The organism is Peribacillus frigoritolerans (assembly GCF_001636405.1).
In the GTDB taxonomy this organism is placed as follows: Bacteria; Bacillota; Bacilli; order Bacillales; family DSM-1321; genus Peribacillus; species Peribacillus frigoritolerans.
In genome coordinates this window covers 1,058,610-1,078,110 of the sequence record NZ_KV440950.1, presented here as the reverse complement: position 1 = coordinate 1,078,110, position 19,501 = coordinate 1,058,610, and the positions used below count along the sequence as shown (strand labels likewise).

Genomic DNA, 19,501 nt, shown 5'->3' with positions numbered 1-19,501 from the left:
TCTTTTGCTTTAAATTCATTCCCCTGCCCTGATAGTTGCATTAATAAAAAGCTGCCTTAAGGACAGCTCCGATCTTTTGCTAATGCATGACTACCACATCTGTTCGTCCTTGTTACTTAGCTTATATATAAATGGCATCAAAATAATCACTAATGCATACGCAACTATTTCAAAAGCTAAGACATAACCTTTAGGTACACCATATGATATTAACGGTACAATTAATAAAGATATAAATATAAATAGGCTTAATAGCATTCTTGTTTTCTTGGAAACGTATTGGGATGAATCACAGGATGAACATCTTAACTTCTTTTTAAAGGTAAACATTTTAAAAAAGGCCTCTATCCAACCCCATTTATAGCCACATTGCTGACAGGTTGGCATATGCAGCAAACTCCTTTCAATTAAATCAATATTACAAATTATATCATTTATTCCTAAACTATCCTGACTAGTTTGTTGTATAAAGAAAAAGCTGCCTTAAAGACAGCTCCGATCTTTTGCTAACACACCCGTTAGTTTAAGTACAATCCTTCACAATATAACCTTGGAATAAGAAAAAGAGGTGCCGCAGTTACCCGCATTGTTCAACTCAGCTCCATAGTTTTATTACGTTTTTCTTCCTAATATATCCGCAAATACCCCGATTACAGCCGATTATCCTTGATTAAATGACCTGACTGGCATGTAAGCCCCAAATGATAACGCTTCCCTTCACTATCTCGGCCTTTTCCTTGTGAATGTCCTCTCTTCCCTTGAATCTAAATCTCAGCATGTTACGATAACAAGGTTAAAAAATACGAACGGAATTACGAACAATGAACTTTTAGGAGGGCATAATGTTGAGAGATAAAACTGTTGCATTTTTAGGAGCCGGTTCGATGGCAGAGTCGATGATTTCAGGAATTGTGCAGATTGGGTACATACCAGCAGAAAGAATTTATGTGACAAATCGCAGCAATCAATTACGACTCGAGGAAATGAATCACGTGTATGGAGTCCATGCGGTCCATCAGGATGCATTACCATATGAAGAAGTTGATTTCTTCATTTTGGCAATGAAGCCCCAGGGAGCAGCAGATGCTCTTGATGCACTCAAAGATAAAATAAGAGTGGATCAAGTTGTGATTTCTGTTTTAGCGGGCATTTCCACTAAATTCATGGAAAATCATCTACAGCTTGGACAGCAGGTTGTGCGGTTGATGCCGAATACGTCGAGCATGATCCGGGAGTCGGCAACTGCGTTATGTCCGGGAAGACATACAGCAATGGACAATGTGATGGCAGTGAAAGAACTGTTAGGCTGTATGGGAAAAGTGTTCTTAATTGAAGAAGAGCATATGGATATTTTTACAGGAATTGCAGGAAGCGGACCTGCTTACTTCTATTATTTAATGGAGCATATGGAACACGCTGGCGTTAAAAAGGGGATGGATGAAGCGATGGTCCGTGAGATTGTCGCCCAAACGATTTTAGGCGCAGCCAAGATGATTATGGTGAACGACGAGACACCGGCAAGCCTCAGGGAGAAAGTCACTTCACCAAATGGAACGACAGCATCCGGACTTGATGCGTTACGGAAAAATAATGGCGGCAGGGCCATTTCACAGGCGATTCATCATGCAGCGAAACGTTCGAAAGAGCTGAATGAAGAGATGGCAGTAGCGTACGGGAAATCGACTAATCCCCCGAGAGTACTGGGGAACTTCAGTACCATAAAAGGACGGTGTCTAAGTTAATCATCTCCATAAATACACCATGGAGCCTCCTTAGGAAATTATATGTATCAAAAGATGTGGTTATCAAATAACACTCCTATCAAATAGTTAAGAAAAAAATATAAACGTAAGAAAAACGGAGGACAACATGAAGAGAATCCTTAAGATCGCTAGCGCTTTTATCGGAATTCTAGTCGGAGCAGGGTTCGCCTCAGGACAAGAAACCATGCTTTATTTTGTAAGCTTCGGGAACTTGGGCACAATTGGAGCTATCATTTCAGTCGCTATTTTTGCATACCTTGGAATGATTCTGATGAAGCTTGGCAGTCGTACACAAACAGATTCGCATCAGGAAGTAATTTATAAGATTTGTGGTCGCTTTCTCGGCTGTATCATTGATTATGTTCTGAACGCCATCCTATTTGGTATAGGAATTGTCATGATTGCGGGGTCAGGCTCGATCTTTGATCAGCAATTCGGATTACCTTCCTTTATAGGAACCATTCTTATGACTGTTCTTGTTATGATAACAGTTATGCTGAAAGTCGACCGTGTGATTAAGGTAATTGCATCCGTCACACCATTTCTGATTCTTGTCGTACTTTTTCTATTCATTTATAGTATGTTTACAATGAATTCATCGTTTACGTCACTTGAACCACATGCGCTGGAACAAAATTCAGCTGCGGGACATTGGCTTATATCTACAATAAACTATATTTCAATAACCATTGCAATGGGGGCTTCCATGACACTTGTTATGGGTGGAAATGAACCCGATGAAAGGATATCATCCATTGGAGGGCTTACAGGAGGGATCGCTTTAGGTCTACTTCTTATAATTAGTCACCTTACTATTTTCTCAAATATTAATACTGTATCGGGCTTGGATATGCCCATGCTGGGAATCGCCAACAGTATTTCACCTCTCCTAGGTATTCTGTACTCTCTCGTTCTGTTCGCTATGATTTTCAATACGGCAGTCAGCATGTTCTACTCATTTGGAACACGCTTTTCAGATCCCCAGACCAAAAAATTTAAAGTAATCGTTATTTCATCACTGTTGATAGGATTTATAGCAAGCTTCTTTGGCTTCACTAAACTTGTTTCCTCGCTCTATCCAATCTTTGGCTATATGGGAATTGTCCTTATTATCGTTCTCATCATTACTCCATTCCGAATGAGTCGATTAACGAAAGAAAATTAAATTACGGATTGTTTAACCAACCTTTCTACTCATGTGTAGAAAGGTTTTTTTGAGGAAAGAAAAACTTTCCTTTCCCCTGTATACTTCGGACAAACTAACATACTAAGAGCTGTTGCCAGCATTAATTTAGGGTTTACAGTTAAAATATGAAGACAGTTTATTAAGATAATTCACAAGCAATATGAGGAACATATTCTTCGTCATAAAGTTGCATATGAAAATATGATACCGATCAAAATGGATTGGTATTGGATGGTTTGATAATCCACTCATAGTTGTATTATTTTCACGAAGCCCCCCAATGATATTGAGGGGGTTTCATGTGTCCTGGAAATAGTTTGAATAATACATCCGATTCTGTCATATAGTAATGTCGATCACTTTTCCATGGGAACTTCAAAGCCCTGAATCAAGCCGTAAGAAGCTGATATGGGGTATATTTTTGCCATGACATGACTTCAGCTAACGCACCCGTTAGTTGAAGTAGAATGTTTCACAATCAGTTTATGCGTCATAAAATATTCTGTTTATCTAAATGATTACTTAGTATACATCACAACGGTGTAGGAGTATTAATTTGTTCGTCAAAATTTAATTCTAAAAGTTGTCCAGCGTGAACCAATCCAGATCCAAATCCGTACATAAGAACTCGGTCTCCATTTTTGACTTTTCCCTTACGGATTCCAAGATCAAGAGCTAAAGGAATGGTTGCAGCAGAGGTATTTCCAAAGTTGACTAAGCTATAAAGCGTTTTTTCCATTGGGTATTCTAATTTTTCGCAAATTGGCTCTATCAACCTTAAGTTAGCACTATGAGGTATAAACCAATCAACTTGATCTAAACTCGTTTGCGATTTTTCTAATATCTGTCTTATACTCTCAGGAACATTCCTTACAACCCATCGAAAAACTTCTCTACCATTTTGTACAAGATATTGAGTATCTATTAACTCAATCCCATTGATCTTTTTTGATAGTCCAGGTCGATATACATGTTGTGCTCCTCTTCCATCACTTCCTAGGTGGAATCCAATGAAACTTTTTGATTGTTCATCTCTTTCAACTAATACCGCACCAGCACCATCACCAAATAAAACACATGTATTTCTATCCGTATAATCAGTAATTTTTGAGAGTGTGTCTGCTCCAATAACTAGTACCTTTTTGTGGAGCCCAGAAGAAATTAAACTGTGTGCTGTATGTACTGCATAAACAAATCCTGCGCACGCTGCACTTAAATCTATGGCACCTGTTTGGGATATATTTAATTGGTCCTGTATGATACTTGAGACAGATGGGAATGGCAAATCTGGTGTGCTTGTTGCCACAATAATCATATCTACATCTTTGACTTCTTTATTATATCTGTGCATTAAATCTTTTACTGCAGATACGCATAAATCACTGGTAAATTCATCAGGATGGGTTATTCTTCGTTCATGAATCCCGGTTCTTTGAATAATCCATTCATTATTTGTTTCGACCATTTGCTCAAGTTCAAAATTCGTTAATTTTTTTTCAGGTACATATGTCCCGATAGCTGTTATTCTCGCCCCTATCATACGCTCACCCCATATATTTTATTAGAAGTTAGTATTAATACCTGGTACTAATTATAACAATTTATATTGTTAATAATCAAATTTAAATTCCTTTTTTTTCTATAACAACAAAATATTTACTCATTATTGAAGTAAACTGCCCCGATAATTCCATAAGAAAAAGGCATAAATCCTTCCTGCTGAATCAATGCCTTCACTTTTTGAAATTAACTTTACTATTATTTTTTTTAGTTAACATATAACTTTGTTTTATCATTTCGTAAATGTCTTCCTTTGGAACAGTACCATCAAGAATTATCGAATTCCAATGGTCCTTATTAAGATGAAATGCCGGAACTACCGAATGGTAAATCTGACGCCAATAATCCAACAAACCGGGTTCACATTTCACATTAATCCAAACATGGCCATCTTTTTCAAATATCCACGCAAACACTTTCTTGTTATCTATATGTCGCATTAACGTCCAATTCTTATCACGAAATGGATAATCTTCATATGTATTACCCATTCCCAAACAGTAACCGATAGCTCCCTCTCTATTTTTCATTGTTAACCTCTTCTCTAACATAATAACTTGCCAGTTTTTTAATAAAGCAGCATCCTTAATTATAACCCCTGGACGCTTTATTGCACTAACCTGCCCCGATAGTTCCATAAGAAAAAGCTGCCTTAAAGACAGCTCTGATCTTCAGCTAACGCACTTGTTTGTTGAATAGACAATTTAAAATCCATTACCCTGGAATACTATTCTCATTAATTCGACGGCTATAAAGTAAACTAAACCAACGAATATACTAAGACCTAAAGCAAATTTTCTCCAAAGTCCTTTCTCACTAAGAATAGAAAAAGAGAAAGAGATAATGATTCCAAATATCATTAATATACGAAAAGTTGTTACTCCAGGATCAATTACTCGTGTTATATTCGCAGCAAAAAAACAAATAACCAAGATAATTAAAGTAAACGAAATAATCCCTAAGTATTTTTTCATGATTCCCCACCCTTCCCTCTAATCAATTTTACCAAAATATTGTAAATATGTATTTTTTTATTTGGGTATCTTATCCTTTAGATCCATATGAAAAGGGCTGCCGAAGCAACCCTTTGAAATCAGAAACCATCTTAAGGAATTTTTCTTTCTCTTCTAAATACGGTACGTGACTACTTTTTTCAAAAATATAAAGTTTGGAATTTTTTAAACCTGCATTTATTTCTTCAGAAAAAACAAGAGGACATTGGGCATCGTATCTTCCACAATAAACAATGGTCGGGATAGTAACCTGATACAGTTCATTTTGAATGTCGTAGTTTGGCAAGTCATTAAAGGAATAATAATCTAGCCTTTTTTGTACAACTTTTCCACTGCTAGGTTTCTTAAAATATTCATCCCATCTTTCTATGTTAAATAAAGACATATTAGTCCATTCTCTGTTAGCATTTCTTCGCTCTTCAGTGGTAGAGTCAGGAGATTTTAATACAGCAAAAATCTTTTTTAGTTTTTTATTTAGTGGACTACGAGGACTATAAATACTGCCTTCGTGTTCCATATATCTTTTATTAGCAGTTGCTCCTCCAACTAATAGTTTTGTCAGAGATTTTGGAAACATTGTTGCATAAATTAAACCAAGCATTCCTCCAGTTGAATGCCCTGCAAAGCACCATTTATTATAATTTAACGTTTCTCTAATAGCCTCTAAATCCTTAGAGGTTTCTTTCATGCTTAATTCCTCTTCTATACCTGCTTTGCAAGAGTTTCCTGCTTCTTTTAAGTTTATTAGATAAACTTTGAATTGACTTACAAAAGTGTCGGCGAAATAATAACCTAATTCATTAAACTCACTATATAAATGGGTAATACACACTGGTTCTCCTTTTCCTTGGGTAAAGATCTCAAACTTTCCACGAGATGTACTTATAAACATTCTCTCCCACATAACAATCCCCCTAAAAATGTATATTATTGTGGATTCGGCATTTTTTAGAGAAAATCCTTCCAAGTTACTGTTGAACTAATCTGCCCCGTTAGTTCCATAAGAAAAAGCTGCCTTAAAGACAGCTCCGATCTTCAGCTAACGCACCCGTTAGTTTAATAAGCAACACTTCGAAAATACTGGATTATCGTAGCATTCTCTCCAATTTGTCCTTCACTAGCACCCATTCTTGGTCGATTATACTGTAAAAAACAGAGTCTCTTAGATAACCGTCAGGCATAACCACATGATTCCGAAGCACGCCTTCTTTTACCGCACCCAGCCGTTCCATTGCCTGCTGAGACCGCACATTTCGACTATCTGTTTTCAATTGAACACGAATCGTCCCAAGTGTCTCAAAGCAGTGTTTCAAAAGAAGATACTTACATTCCGTATTTATTCTAGTTCGCCAAACAGTTGGAGACAGCCATGTCCAACCAATTTCCAAGTTACGGTTTGATATGGATATATTAAGAAAACGAGTGCTTCCCACAATTTTCCCCGAATCCTTATCGAAGATAACAAAAGGAAATTCGCTTCCTTGCTCTCTCGCTAGAAGTGCTCCATTCACAAGGTACTTCATATCTTCAATCGATTGAACCTTCATTGGCATGTATGCCCATATATCTTTATTGTTTCCCGCATCAAATAATTCCTGTACGTGATAATCCTCCATAGGTTGTATCTTTACTCTATCTCCTATTAATACTACTGGTGTTATCTCCATAATCCTTCTCTCCTTTTCTTCTTTGGTAGAACTATATAAACAAACTGCCTTGTATTCAAGTATCAGTTGTTTATTTTTTATAAGGACCAGGAGGTTAATCAACTCTTCTTGCACTAACCTGCCCCTATAGTTTAAGTAAAATATTTCACAAACTTCTAACTAATAAAAAAAGACGGTGACTTACATAAGTCATCGCCCCGATATTATTAATTATTCAATGTACTAGTAGAATCCCACTCGTCAACTATATGGTCCCTAAAATGAGCTACTTTAATTGTTTATTCATTCCCCACTGGAAGTACAACAGTAAATGGTTGTAATTCCTTAGCTGGGATAAAACTTGAAAAATCGAATTGCAAAATTGTATTTTCCAGTTTAAAGTTCATGATTTTTTCTTCTCCATTTAAATCGAATGTAGATTGGAAGTGCGCTGTCTTTTTATCGATAGTTTTCACTTTATTCATGCGAATGCTATGATTTTTAGGTGGCACTGGATTTTCAGGATCTATTTCCCCTATATATTCCTTATCTACCAACAATAATTCATATTTCAAATTATTTTCAAATATATCAAGCTGGTGTTTACTCAATTCCTTGGAGAGCCCTGTAAATTGATAATCGATTACTAGTTTACTACCCTTTTTAGTTATATCATTTACCTGAAGGCCTAAATTGAGCCGTTTGCTTTTTAACGTAAATGATTTTTTGTCCAATAGCTGTTGTACTTTTGGGTCTGCAACAGATAGCTGCGGATAAAAAGTAAGTGAAGTAGTATTTGAGTTCAGCTTGGTCATTTTTGTTCGAGCAGTACTATGATATCCATCCTCTAGTGCTGCCTCCTCTAGAGATGTTCCGTTTCCAAACCTATATACCTTTCCTTTATTATCAATTGCTTTTAGTATATAAATTTCATCATCTTTGTATTTTTCCACCGTCTCATAAATAAGCGAAGATGACGCCCTTGCGGTGAGGATCTCTTTAATACGGATTTTGACCTCATCATCCGGGTATCCTTGCTCCTGATCAATAACAAGTGTACTGTTTTTTTCTTGCTGAATTGGGATATCAAAATTCCATTCACCTTTTATCCCGTTAATATTATGAATAGTTATGGGGAGAGTAGAATTCTCCTTAAATGATTTATATGGATATTCCATTTTCCATTGGAAATCGTATCCCCCCTTGACCTTCCTAATGTCTGTCGACTTTCCATTCAACCAAGGGTCATTATCCCCTTTGTTGTGTTCAAAATTCATATCAAAGCTTACTTCCCCTTTTTCGTTATGCCCTTTTTCAACATCTTCATCTACAAATCCTGTAATTGATACCACATTGCCATCAAAATAAGCGCTGGTGAGTTTTACAGTCACTCCATTTTTAGTTAAGGATTGATTTAATTCTGTAACTGCATCTTGATTCGCAAGTTCAACGCCCATTGAATCATTGAATTCTTGAAAAATCCCGCCTATTAAAGGGGTATTAGCCAATACTTTATTCATTGTAGGATTAACAAATCCAGAAGCAATGGTAATTCCAAGAAGAGCAGCTGCAGCAGATGAACCTGCAAGAACTTTCTTTTTCTTTATTTTCCTACCTTGCCCTGACATTTTTAAGCCTTTATCAATAGCGCCAAACACTTTTTCTTTTGGTACAACTATTTTTTCAATAGCACTTTTTACTTCTTTATTATCCATTGCATTTGCCCTCCTCATCTTTATAGGACTTTTTTAATTCGGCTTTCCCCCTGCTTAAATAAGTTTTTACAGTCCCTTCGGGGATCTCCATGATTTCACTAATGGTTTTAATAGAATAATCATAGTAATAAAACAAAATAATGGCGGATCTATAATTCCCTTTTAAATGTCCGATCGCATTTAATAGATCTATTGCTTCGTCATGACCTGAATGATAGGTTACCGATAAATCAGACAATACTTCGTCTGTTAGTGGCACAATATTATTTCTTCTTTTGAGAATATGACCAGCACATCGGATAATGATCCTGGTAAGCCAAGTCATAAAGTAATCTGGATGCTTTAACGAGTGAATACTCTTATAAGCTTGATATGTCGTCTCTTGAACGACATCCAATGCATCCTCTTCGTTATGTACATAAAGATAAGCAGTCCGGTAGATTCGTTCATAGTGCTGCTTTATGAGTTGTTCAAAAGCTTTTTTATTGCCCCTGATTGCTTTTTTAACCCTCTTATCATTCTCAAACTCCATCTCTCTCAACTCCTTTCAACTATTAGTGGAATATATCTTTAGAAAAAGTTTCAAAAAGTTAAAGTATTTTTAGAAAAAGCATAACATGCAAATAAAAACCTAAGTTTAACAAAATAAACAGAAACCACTTTGCGGTTTCTGCTTATTTAAACTGTTGCTTTTTTTTTGATAGTTTTTGAATTTGTTGAGTGTATTCTGCAACTCAAAGGTGTTGTGATTCTACAAAATAGCTTATTGAACAAACCTGCCCCGTTAGTGCCATAAGAAAAAGGCTGCCTCACCCAACCTTCCTTTAGTAAAATAAGTGCAGCCAGATGTTTCTGGTTGAACCCATTAATTCACCGTCGGTCCACCATTTGACGAATAATTCAGCATATCTCCACCCAAAAACGGAACCGATTACAAATAAGCAGTATAATCTATAATCCTACTGAGTTAATAATTCCATAATATACTAGATCTTCAAATCGATTTTCTTTCCTCACATGGTCAATTAATATCCCTTCTTTTTTCAAGCACAATTTTTGCATCACTCTTCCTGAAGCTGGATTTGAATTAAAGTAACGAGCAAATACTTTATGGTATTGCTTTTCTTCAAATGCAAAATGTAATATAGCTTGCGCTGCCTCTGTAGCATATCCATTTCCCCAAAATTTTTCACCAATCCAATAGGCTATTTCACCATTATTAAACTTTTGGTTGTTAGATAACGCTATAGCTCCATATAATTCCCACTTTCCTTATCTGTTATAGCAAATTCATATGACTTATTAGCATTAAAATTATCAAGATGATGCTCAATCCATGATAAAGCATCATCTATAGAGTATGGATAAGGTAGGTACAATGTATTTTTATAAATATTATAATTATTACAAAGTTAGTAACAGCTACTGCATCAGATTTTTGAAACACTCTTAGTACTAGCCTTTTAGAGGTAATTGTTTTATTTAGATTATCATATATCATAAGAAATCCTCCCTAATTTTGGATACTTATTCTTGTATATATTTACTATAATTATCCAAAAGTTCTTATTCAACTATCCTGCCCCTTTAGTTCATTAAGAAAAAAGACGATTAGCTATTGTTAGTCATCTCTTTCACTTGAGCATAAATAGTGGAACGTGGGACTCCTGTCATTTTGGCTATATCATTAACGCTTAAACCGTTAGATTCCCTTTCATCATACAGCCTTAAAGCCTTCTTAACGTCCTTCTCATCCTCCCCTTTCCTACCCATATGTTTCCCCTGTGCCTTAGCACGTTCTCTGCCTTCTACCGTTCTATCTTTAATAAGATCACGTTCAAATTCAGCAATAGCCCCCAGCATAGTAAACATTAGCTTTCCAGATGGTGTACTAAAATCAATCTGTTCTTTGATGAATACTAAAGCTATTCCCCATTCTCTAGTTCCTTAGCAATCTTTTGTAAATCAAATGTACTCCTAGCTAGTCTGTCTATTTTGTAAACAACCAGCTTGTCTCCTTCCCTTAAAAAGTCTAACGCCTTAATCAGTTCCTCACGATCACTTTTAGCACCACTTTGTTTCTCCATGAATATCTTCTCACAGCCATATTCTTTTAACTTCTCTTCCTGTAAATCTAATGATTGATCAATGGTACTTACTCGTCCGTATTCATAATCACATCCGATGCGTGAAACAACTACCTTTTGGATTTATCTTTTATAGTTTTTGCTATTGCTAAAAAAATGATGATGTTAATATAGAAGTAGCTATTAGAAAAATAGAAAAAATTATAGGAGTGAAGGACAATGAGTGTACATAAAGCCCTTACGTTACATGCTCAAAAACAAAATCAACTTTTTACTGAATTTTCCCTATTAGACCAACAACGTGAAGATTATATTCAAGGAGCTATAGAATTATGTAAGGCTGAAAAGGATTTTACAACAGACCATATTAATCAAATCACTATGCAAATCAATGTTCTTGCAAACCAAAGGCTAATACCTACTCGTAAATTAGTTACCCCAGAAATGGTTCATTCATATGTGGAGTCATTAAAGTAAAATAATTCACTGATCTCTTAGTCGTAAGAAAAAGCACCGAATACCGGTGTTAACCCTCGACCTTCTGACACTCATTTTATAGATGAGTGTTTTTTTATGCTCAAATCTCCAAAAATAATCGTTAGTTCTACAAAAAGAAAAATATAGAAAGCTAGTTTACCTTTATCTTGCATATATTCAAATATGGACAAGATAAAGGGTGAATAATTGATGACTAAACAAACTTTTTTTAAAGGAACTATGATTTTAACAGTTGCCGCATTCATTACAAAGATATTGGGATTCGCTACCTTTCCTAAAAAGATGAAAAAAACACATATATATTTATTACACAGTACGAATACACTACGCTTAATGAACTAACCTGCCCCGTTATGTTGCATAAAGAAAAAGCTTCCTTAAAAACAGCTCCGATCTTAAGCTAACCACCCTTTACTTTAAGTGTAAATCTTTACAATCTTACCTTTAATAAGGAAAAGACGATGCCTATTTATAGCATCGCCTTCGTTCATTTTTATCAATTAACCGGACTCAATAGCATCTTAGTTTTTATATTTTATGCTCCAATAACACTAACACGCCGACGTACATAGTCATTTTCAATAATGTCTACAAAGGCTTCTGCAAAATCTAAATAACTGATATAGCTTTTACCTTCATCGTTGGTAAAAAACTCTTCACCACCAATGATGTAATTGCTTGTTGCTGGCCCTTCAAAATCAAGTTCATATGCGGGTGAAACATACGTCCATTGAAGATTTGAGAATGAACGTAATCTTTCCAGATTAGCACGTAATGTTTTTCCCAAAGCTTTTAATTCTTCGGGGAAATCTGGATTATCTATGAGTTGTAAGGAGTGCTCCTTATTAATATATAACGTTCCTGCTCCACCAACCATCAATAGTTTGGTATCGGTTCCCTCTAGCAGCTGAGCCAAGTGAGAAATACCGTCTGTATGAATATAAAAGGTATCTTCTGTCCATGCACTAACTGCATTGACAACGGCATCAAACCCTAGTAAATCTTCTTTGTTCAAATCCATTAAATCTTTTTCGATTATAGTTTTAAAGGTGTCATTATGTTTTTTTCGAACAATCGCTGTAACATCATGTCCTCGCTTAATTGCATTTTGTGCAATTAAATTCCCTGCTTTACCATGTGCTCCAATAACTGCTATTTTCATTATATTATCATTCCTTTTAATATATATTATAAAGTATCTTTCGTTCCTTTATATGTGTATCAATTTTGATTCCTTTTTCAAATGAGCAAATCGAAACTATCTAGATTTCCTTTCATATGTTCCAAAGTAGATGATTTCACTAAAACGACAGTACAGCTTTTAACTAAAAAGCGCGAAGTGCAACTTGTCCAGAGCTTTTATTGTATTTTCTCTAATTAAACCAAATATGCATACTATATCCTATAATTGGCATTTGACACTATTACTTCTTGTTACACATTCCACTATCTATCCCTCCTTTTATAAAGGTATTTTCTTCGTAATAAACGCTCTTTCACTACATGACTTTTTATCATCCTTGAACAATTATTAACATACAACCTTCGAGTAACACGAAGTCAACAATTTAAATTTTTTTTGTGAAACCTTCTTGATTGGTTGGCATTTTAAATAGCATTTATTTTAATATGCACTTCATTTGTGCTCCTAACAATTAAAGGAAAGATTGGACAACTTATAATGATTCCATTTCTGTCCTGAATTGACTACTCACTCTATCTCGTGTCGCCCGATAATCAGGTAACGTCTTGCAGACGGTTACGGCGAGTGATGGCCCAGATGATGAAGCCAATAAGTGTAATAGTCAGTGCAGCTACCATGATTGCGTTCCAGCCCCTGAAATCCCAAAGGGGACCTGCGATAACTGAACCGAACGCTCCTCCAAGAAAGTTGCTTACAACGATAGACGTGTTTAGTCGGCTGCGTGCAGAGCCAGGTAGAGCGAAGAGTCTAGTTTGCCCCAGCACAAGGTTGGTCTGGGTAGCAAGATCCAAGACGATGACAACGACAATTAAACCAATAATTGAATTACTCGCTACCCAAGCCGCAAGCAGTGACAGTGCAAGCAAAATTAGAGCTCCTCCTGTGGCTTGCACAGACCACCCACGGTCATGCAGGGCACCTGCGCGTCTTGCTCCCAAAGCACCTGCCAACCCTGCGAGACCCAGAAGCCCAATCTGACCTGCCGAGTAGGAGAACGGAGGTGCCGTCAGTAGGTAGGTTAGTGACGTCCAAAATAATGAGAACACAGCGAAGGTCGTGGCAGATATCATTAGTGTCGGGGCTACCGTGCGATGTTGTGCCACGGTAGTGAACACCGACCCCAAAAGACGCAGGTAGGGAACCGGATTGCGTGGTTCGAGACGAGGGATAATCGTTCGCATTACTCCAGCAAGAATGAGTGATGCAACGGCAGCAATTCCATATATCGCCCTCCATCCCAGGAAATCTGCAACAAAGCCACTAATGGTTCGCGATAGCAGGATGCCAATTAGGGCACCCGACGCGACCGTACCGACCACTCTTCCACGTCGCTCTGGCTCGGAAAGTTCGCTGGCCAAAGGAGTTAGTAGCTGTGCAGCAACAGTGGTCAATCCTAAACCACCCAGAGCCGCAAGGAGTACCGGGAACGTCGGTGCAAAGGCTGCGCTAATAAGCATTATGGCTGACAAACTCAAGATTAGTGGAATGAGTCGGCGTAAGTTAAGAACATCTCCCAATGGTACAAGAAGGAAAATTCCTAATGCGTATCCAAATTGGGTGACGGTCACCAGAGCCGCAGCGCTCGATGATGAAACTTCTAGAGACTTAGCTATGATTTCAAATAGTGGTTGAGACAAATAGAGATTTCCGACTGCCAGCCCGGCGGCAACTGCAAATATGACTGTTGTCGCTTGGGTCATCCGACGGTCGGGCTTGGTAGACATGTTGGACATGTAAGAACCTCCTTATAACTTTTAAGTTTCTACAAATGAAGTAATGACCATTTTCGGCGAATACTACTATTTCTTTGCTTGCTGCTTCCTCTGAGCTGAGAAGCTATGTTTCCACATGAAAACACAGCATCAATAAATACCACATTTAATGCCATGTCATTTTCCTTTAATTGGTATGGATATTTCAACGCCCTCATTTAAAATAACTTTTATATATGCAACCCTCCTTTTCATAGACCTCATTCCTGAAATTAAAGCCTTCTTGCTTTACAAATGATAAATATATAACCTTCGAGTAACACGAAGTCAATAGTTTAAAATCAATTTTTTTATGTTCTGCATTGATGTTTACAAATATAGGCAATTTAAAGTAAGATTAGAAAACCATGTTCGAGTAACACGAAGTTAATGATTTTATGTAAATTTATACAAAATAAAAAGAGGTGTGTTTACGTGTATACTGTGAAAGAAGTAGCTAAACTGCTTGATCTAACTGAACATACTGTTCGTTTCTATACTGATAAAGGATTAGTTCCAAATTTACAGCGTGATAAAAATAATAAACGTATCTTTAATGATGACTCCTTAAACTGGCTTAGGGGCGCAAAAAAATTAAAAAAATGTGGTATGTCAGTGGAAGATATAAAAAAATATGTAGACCTAAGTTTGGAAGGCCATCCAACAATTGAGGAACGTTATGAAATGATACTAAAACAAAAAGAATTGGTTCTAGCTCAATTAGAAGAAATGAAATTAATGGCAGAATATATTACTAATAAAGAAAAACACTACCGTGACATTAAAGATCAAATGATTCCGGATGATACTAATCCTGCCCATTGGAAAAATGGTGAAAATGTAAATTCTTCCTGCTCATTAGGAAAAGATATTGTGCCGATTTCTCATTAATTATTGCCAATTGAAATGGTTCACTATTATGATCCCTATGAAATTGTTCTTTCTCACTGAAGAAAAGTCGATGATCCTTATTGGAAGATCAGCTTTTTTAACTTTGTGAAGAAATATACTTAAACTACCTTGCCCCTTTAGTTCCATAAGAAAAAGCTGCCTTAAAGACAGCTCCGATCTTCAGCTAACGCACCGCTTAGTTGAAGTGCAATGTTTCACAATTTTTTATTATAGAGAGCATTCTGGAAATTGGTCTTATTTCGTTAAAATCAAAAAAACGAATATCAAACACTTTATTTTTAGTGTCTGATATTCGGATTACAGTATACTCTAATCATTTGTAATTATTTAATCTGAATAGCACCTAGTCCAAGCCTTTTGAGAAGATCCATTAATTGTATTTTTTCCTCATTACTTATAAAAGACAAATTTTCAGATATGACTTCAACGTGTTGAGGAAAGATTTCTTTAAATAAAATTTGACCTTTGTCAGTTAGAACTACATTTGAAGCACGACGGTCTGCTGGATTTGGTTCCCTCTTAACAAATTCTTTTTTCTCAAGTTTATCAACAACGTAAGTGATGCTTCCACTAGGAATAGATAATTTTTCACTAATTTTTTGAATGGAGTGGGGGCCCTTATTATAAAGAAGTTCCAGAATCATAAAATTCTCTGAACTAATTCCGTGTCTTTCAATATCTTTAACAACATGACCAAAAATAGTTTTACTTGCCTTAAGCCAGATGCGGAAAAGACGTAAATCAATCTGGCTTTGTTCATCTCCTTGATACATTCACCGAACCTCCTATTACGACTAACTTTTGAAATTACAATTGGTTATTTTGGTTTTCTGTATAAAGGATAATCAACTTCAGTCGGAACTTCAATTAGGAAGATTCTAAAGTCTTTATCTAATGCTTGAATTGTTACGTCTCCACCCTGTTCTGATTGAACGATGGAAAAATCTTTTTCTGCTAAACGAGTGGGTCCATTCGTGTCTAATGAAAAATCCCCATCGCCTCTGATGGCTAAACCGGCTAATGTACGATTCGATGAAAGGCTATGATTATATACCGTTCCCTTTGGAATGAGTACATCCCACATCTGAGCATCTGTCACGATTTTCATTGGTGAATCATTTCCTAGTATTGTTTTAATTTTCACACCATCTTCATACGTTAAAGAAAAATCATTGGAATCGTATTGTGAATAAGAGGGTGTACGTTTTACAGCTTGACTTAAATGTGGTTCAAACCAGATTTGAAAGATTTCCGATGGTTCTTTTAATGCTTCTGCATGATACACACCGGAGCCTGTTTGCATGAGCTGGACTCCCCCTTCTTCTACAACACTTTCCGTACCAAGTGTATCCCGATGATAAGCATTACCCTTTATCACATAGGTGATGATTTCAAAGCCTTGATGTGGATGCAGTCCAATTTCTGCTGGTTCCTGAGAATGACCCCAAGCCCAGTAAAATAATGGTCCTAGTCGATTTATTAGAGACCCTTCTCCAGAAAAGCCAATCGGTTTTTGCTCTTTAATTTTACCGTCATCAAACTGCCCGTTCGCTTGATACTGCGGTTTAATAATTTTAATTTCCATTTGTATCCCTCCCTATAGATAATTGTCTACTTATCCAAGCAAAGATCCGAAATTTATAAGTAATACTACTAATCCAAGAATTAATAAAATGATCGGCATCATCATTTGTTTTACATTATCTTTTATTTTAATATGAGTAAAAACGGCACCAACCATCGTTACTACAATGAATAAACCTCCCCATGCAGCTAACCTCTCGTTCCAAATACCTGCGATAACCAATACCGCTGAAACGACTTCTGCCAATCCTGTAAACACTCTAAACCATCCTGGGTACCCATAATGCTTAAACCCTTCCACCATTTGCTTTGATCCGAACTTCATAAATCCAAACATCAGGAATCCTAATCCTAATATAACTTGAAGAATAATTGATAAAACACCCATTAATTTTCTCTCCCTTTATTCTAATATTATTTATCCTAAGATGATATATCCTAACTTCAGGATAAATATATCCTAACATTAGGATATATTTTATGTCAACAAAAAACAACCCAATTTAGTTATTGAGTTGCTGTGTAGTTATTTACTATTCATGTTTATTCTTATTAAACTAAACAGCCCTGATAGTTTAAGTACATTTATTCAAAATCTCAAAACGTGCTTTTCAATTAAATGGCCCGATTGCGGAAGATTGAAAAATATGAAAGACCCGCAAAAATGGCTTCTAAGTTATTTTACTAACCTTCCCGTTAGCGCAAGAACGAATAAGAGAAGTGATAGGGTTATATAATAATTTAGTAAATTATCATTATTATAAAATGATGGCTTTTTTGATGTTATTCATACAAAATATTTGTCTTATAAGCACTCCTGGATTACAAAAAAGTGCTTATGGTACTTCAAAGTGCGTACTTCTCAAGTGTGGTTTTTTGACGCAAAATAACAGTGAACAAAGCACAAAACAGAAGGAGCTGAAACACTATAAATAATGAATCTCAACCAACACGCAAAGTCGCCTTGGTCGTAGGCGCAAATGGTGTTATCGGACGCAACCTTATTGATCACCTCATTACTCTCCCTGACTGGGACGTAATCGGCGTATCGCGTCGAGGCGGAGAATCTGTCGGCCGTGTCCGGTATGTGGCTGCGGATCTACTCAATATAGACGACACCCGCGAGAAGCTAAACAGTTTAACTGAGGTAACACACATCTTCTATGCCGCCTATCAGGACCGTCCAACTTGGGCCGAACTTGTTCCTCCCAACCTCGCCATGCTGGTGAATACCGTAGAAACGATAGAACCAATCGCGCCGGGTTTAAAACATGTCAGTTTGATGCAGGGATACAAGGTATACGGCGCACATCTCGGCCCGTTCAAGACCCCTGCCCGTGAGACAGACGCTAACCATATGCCACCCGAATTCAATATTGATCAGCAAGATTTCTTAGAACAAAGGCAAAAAGGAAAGGCTTGGACTTGGTCGGCGCTCCGTCCTTCTGTAGTCTGCGGTTTCTCGCTTGGAAATCCGATGAACCTCGCCATGGTTATTGCGATTTACGCCTCAATTTCGAAGGAGCTTGGAATTCCGCTACGGTTTCCGGGCAAACCAGGTGCCTATGACAGCCTCTTGGAGATGACAGATGCGGGGCTTCTCGCGAAGGCAACAGTATGGGCGGCGACTGAAGAGCGTTGTGCTAATCAGGCATTTAACATCACGAACGGCGATTTGTTCCGTTGGAATGAACTATGGCCGAAGATCGCTCACTACTTCGGCTTGGAGACGGCGCCTCCGCTGCAGATGTCACTGGACGTTGTCATGGCGGATAAGGAGCAACTCTGGAACAAAATGGTCAAGAACCATGGGCTTGCTCGGCACTCCTATCAAGACGTATCCTCCTGGCGATTCGGTGATTTCGTGTTCTCTTGGGATTACGATTTCTTCGCCGACGGAACTAAGGCCCGCCGCTTAGGTTTTCACGAATACGTCGATACCGAAGCGATGTTCATGAATATCTTCGACGACTTCCGCAAACGTAAAGTTATCCCATAAACAAAAAGCCGGCCTTGTATATTAGGTCGGCTCCTTATATGTTATGTACGTCTTCAAGCTGTGGATTGGCTAGGACGGTAGCTCTTCCCCCGTACTTTCTCTCTATATGCGAATCCCCCCACCTACACATCAGATGCAGGATCTCCTTTAGACTCCAGCCGTAGTCTGTTAACTCATATTCGACTTTTGGTGGAACCTGATTGTAAGAAATGCGCAGGATGACGCCTTCCTCTTCAAGCTCCCGAAGTTGCTGCGTTAACATTTTTTGAGTAATTGCGGGTATTAAGCTTTTCAATTCATTGTTACGTTTCTTTCCAAATGTTAGATGAAAGAGAATTACGGGTTTCCACTTTCCTCCAATCACCACCAAAGTTGCCTCTACCGCAGTGTTGTAAATCTTACTAGGATCCTCCATTACACACCTTACCTTCCTTTTAAGAATATTCCGACACAGGTAACTGGTATACATCATATGAATTGGAGCCATTAAATATCCGTTTTTGAACATTATAACTGCAAGCAAAATATTGCGCCATCCTGCTCCCGTAAAGGCTGCCACAGCAGCCTTCAAGGCCCGTTAGTT

At 37.2% G+C, this 19,501-nt stretch carries 19 protein-coding genes and 2 pseudogenes; 5 read left to right on the top strand and 16 right to left on the bottom strand.

Annotated elements, in window-relative coordinates:
- Positions 1–90 precede the first annotated feature (90 nt).
- Positions 91–387 (bottom strand): TIGR04104 family putative zinc finger protein, encoded by a 297-nt coding sequence (locus A6755_RS28205; protein ID WP_063589982.1) that lies wholly within the window; start codon positions 385–387, stop codon positions 91–93.
- 455 nt (positions 388–842) lie between these two features.
- Between A6755_RS28205 and proC the strand changes: the two genes are divergently transcribed.
- Positions 843–1,742, top strand: a complete 900-nt coding sequence (gene proC, locus A6755_RS05325) for a pyrroline-5-carboxylate reductase (RefSeq protein ID WP_063589981.1) — start codon at positions 843–845, stop codon at positions 1,740–1,742.
- Between the two features lie 127 nt (positions 1,743–1,869).
- Positions 1,870–2,928 (top strand): YkvI family membrane protein, encoded by a 1,059-nt coding sequence (locus A6755_RS05320; protein WP_063589980.1) that lies wholly within the window; start codon positions 1,870–1,872, stop codon positions 2,926–2,928.
- 553 nt (positions 2,929–3,481) lie between these two features.
- Here A6755_RS05320 and A6755_RS05315 read toward each other — a convergent pair.
- The 9 genes and pseudogenes from A6755_RS05315 to A6755_RS05275 all read right to left on the bottom strand — a co-directional run bounded on the left by A6755_RS05315 (position 3,482) and on the right by A6755_RS05275 (position 11,069).
- Complete coding sequence (locus A6755_RS05315) at positions 3,482–4,489, bottom strand: ketoacyl-ACP synthase III (protein WP_063589979.1); 1,008 nt, start codon at positions 4,487–4,489, stop codon at positions 3,482–3,484.
- 193 nt (positions 4,490–4,682) lie between these two features.
- Positions 4,683–5,039 (bottom strand): MmcQ/YjbR family DNA-binding protein, encoded by a 357-nt coding sequence (locus A6755_RS05310; RefSeq protein WP_063592444.1) that lies wholly within the window; start codon positions 5,037–5,039, stop codon positions 4,683–4,685.
- A gap of 174 nt (positions 5,040–5,213) precedes the next feature.
- Entirely contained in the window at positions 5,214–5,483 is a 270-nt protein-coding gene (locus A6755_RS05305; RefSeq protein ID WP_063589978.1) for a hypothetical protein, read from the bottom strand.
- Positions 5,484–5,553: 70 nt separating this feature from the next.
- Positions 5,554–6,426, bottom strand: a complete 873-nt coding sequence (locus tag A6755_RS05300; RefSeq protein ID WP_063589977.1) for an alpha/beta fold hydrolase — start codon at positions 6,424–6,426, stop codon at positions 5,554–5,556.
- A 181-nt stretch (positions 6,427–6,607) separates the two neighbouring features.
- Positions 6,608–7,189 carry a GNAT family N-acetyltransferase gene (locus tag A6755_RS05295; RefSeq protein ID WP_063592443.1) on the bottom strand — a complete coding sequence of 194 codons (582 nt, stop codon included), beginning with the start codon at positions 7,187–7,189 and terminating at the stop codon, positions 6,608–6,610.
- Between the two features lie 278 nt (positions 7,190–7,467).
- A complete protein-coding gene (locus A6755_RS05290; protein ID WP_063589976.1) occupies positions 7,468–8,883 on the bottom strand; it encodes a DUF4179 domain-containing protein in 1,416 nt (471 codons plus the stop codon).
- Entirely contained in the window at positions 8,876–9,415 is a 540-nt protein-coding gene (locus tag A6755_RS05285; RefSeq protein WP_063589975.1) for a sigma-70 family RNA polymerase sigma factor, read from the bottom strand. The genes A6755_RS05290 and A6755_RS05285 overlap by 8 nt, the downstream gene beginning before the upstream one ends.
- Before the next feature lie 419 nt (positions 9,416–9,834).
- A pseudogene (locus A6755_RS05280) lies at positions 9,835–10,384 on the bottom strand (GNAT family N-acetyltransferase).
- 110 nt (positions 10,385–10,494) lie between these two features.
- Positions 10,495–11,069, bottom strand: a pseudogene (locus A6755_RS05275) (recombinase family protein).
- 120 nt (positions 11,070–11,189) lie between these two features.
- Between A6755_RS05275 and A6755_RS05270 the strand changes: the two are divergent.
- A complete protein-coding gene (locus tag A6755_RS05270) occupies positions 11,190–11,447 on the top strand; it encodes a DUF2533 family protein (RefSeq protein WP_061462797.1) in 258 nt (85 codons plus the stop codon).
- Positions 11,448–12,003: 556 nt separating this feature from the next.
- Here the strand turns inward: A6755_RS05270 and A6755_RS05265 are convergent.
- Positions 12,004–12,630 (bottom strand): NAD(P)-dependent oxidoreductase, encoded by a 627-nt coding sequence (locus A6755_RS05265; RefSeq protein ID WP_063589974.1) that lies wholly within the window; start codon positions 12,628–12,630, stop codon positions 12,004–12,006.
- 575 nt (positions 12,631–13,205) lie between these two features.
- The gene (locus A6755_RS05260) at positions 13,206–14,372 is read right to left on the bottom strand and encodes an MFS transporter (protein ID WP_217349285.1); all 1,167 of its coding nucleotides are present in this window, start codon (positions 14,370–14,372) and stop codon (positions 13,206–13,208) included.
- Between the two features lie 486 nt (positions 14,373–14,858).
- Here A6755_RS05260 and A6755_RS05255 point away from each other — a divergent pair, with 486 nt between their 5' ends.
- Entirely contained in the window at positions 14,859–15,314 is a 456-nt protein-coding gene (locus A6755_RS05255; RefSeq protein WP_063589973.1) for a MerR family transcriptional regulator, read from the top strand.
- A 344-nt stretch (positions 15,315–15,658) separates the two neighbouring features.
- Here A6755_RS05255 and A6755_RS05250 read toward each other — a convergent pair whose 3' ends face one another.
- From A6755_RS05250 to A6755_RS05240, 3 genes are read right to left on the bottom strand one after another with little or no spacing between them, the layout of a single operon-like run.
- Complete coding sequence (locus A6755_RS05250) at positions 15,659–16,108, bottom strand: MarR family winged helix-turn-helix transcriptional regulator (RefSeq protein ID WP_063589972.1); 450 nt, start codon at positions 16,106–16,108, stop codon at positions 15,659–15,661.
- 44 nt (positions 16,109–16,152) lie between these two features.
- Positions 16,153–16,920: a pirin family protein gene (locus tag A6755_RS05245; RefSeq protein ID WP_063589971.1), complete on the bottom strand. Its 768-nt coding sequence runs from the start codon at positions 16,918–16,920 to the stop codon at positions 16,153–16,155.
- 30 nt (positions 16,921–16,950) lie between these two features.
- Positions 16,951–17,307 carry a DoxX family protein gene (locus A6755_RS05240; protein ID WP_063589970.1) on the bottom strand — a complete coding sequence of 119 codons (357 nt, stop codon included), beginning with the start codon at positions 17,305–17,307 and terminating at the stop codon, positions 16,951–16,953.
- Positions 17,308–17,847: 540 nt separating this feature from the next.
- Here A6755_RS05240 and A6755_RS05235 point away from each other — a divergent pair.
- Positions 17,848–18,918 carry an SDR family oxidoreductase gene (locus tag A6755_RS05235; protein WP_063589969.1) on the top strand — a complete coding sequence of 357 codons (1,071 nt, stop codon included), beginning with the start codon at positions 17,848–17,850 and terminating at the stop codon, positions 18,916–18,918.
- 34 nt (positions 18,919–18,952) lie between these two features.
- Here A6755_RS05235 and A6755_RS05230 read toward each other — a convergent pair whose 3' ends face one another.
- On the bottom strand, positions 18,953–19,333 hold the full coding sequence (locus A6755_RS05230; protein WP_063592441.1) for a winged helix-turn-helix transcriptional regulator: 381 nt from the start codon (positions 19,331–19,333) through the stop codon (positions 18,953–18,955).
- Between the last annotated feature and the right edge of the window lie 168 nt (positions 19,334–19,501).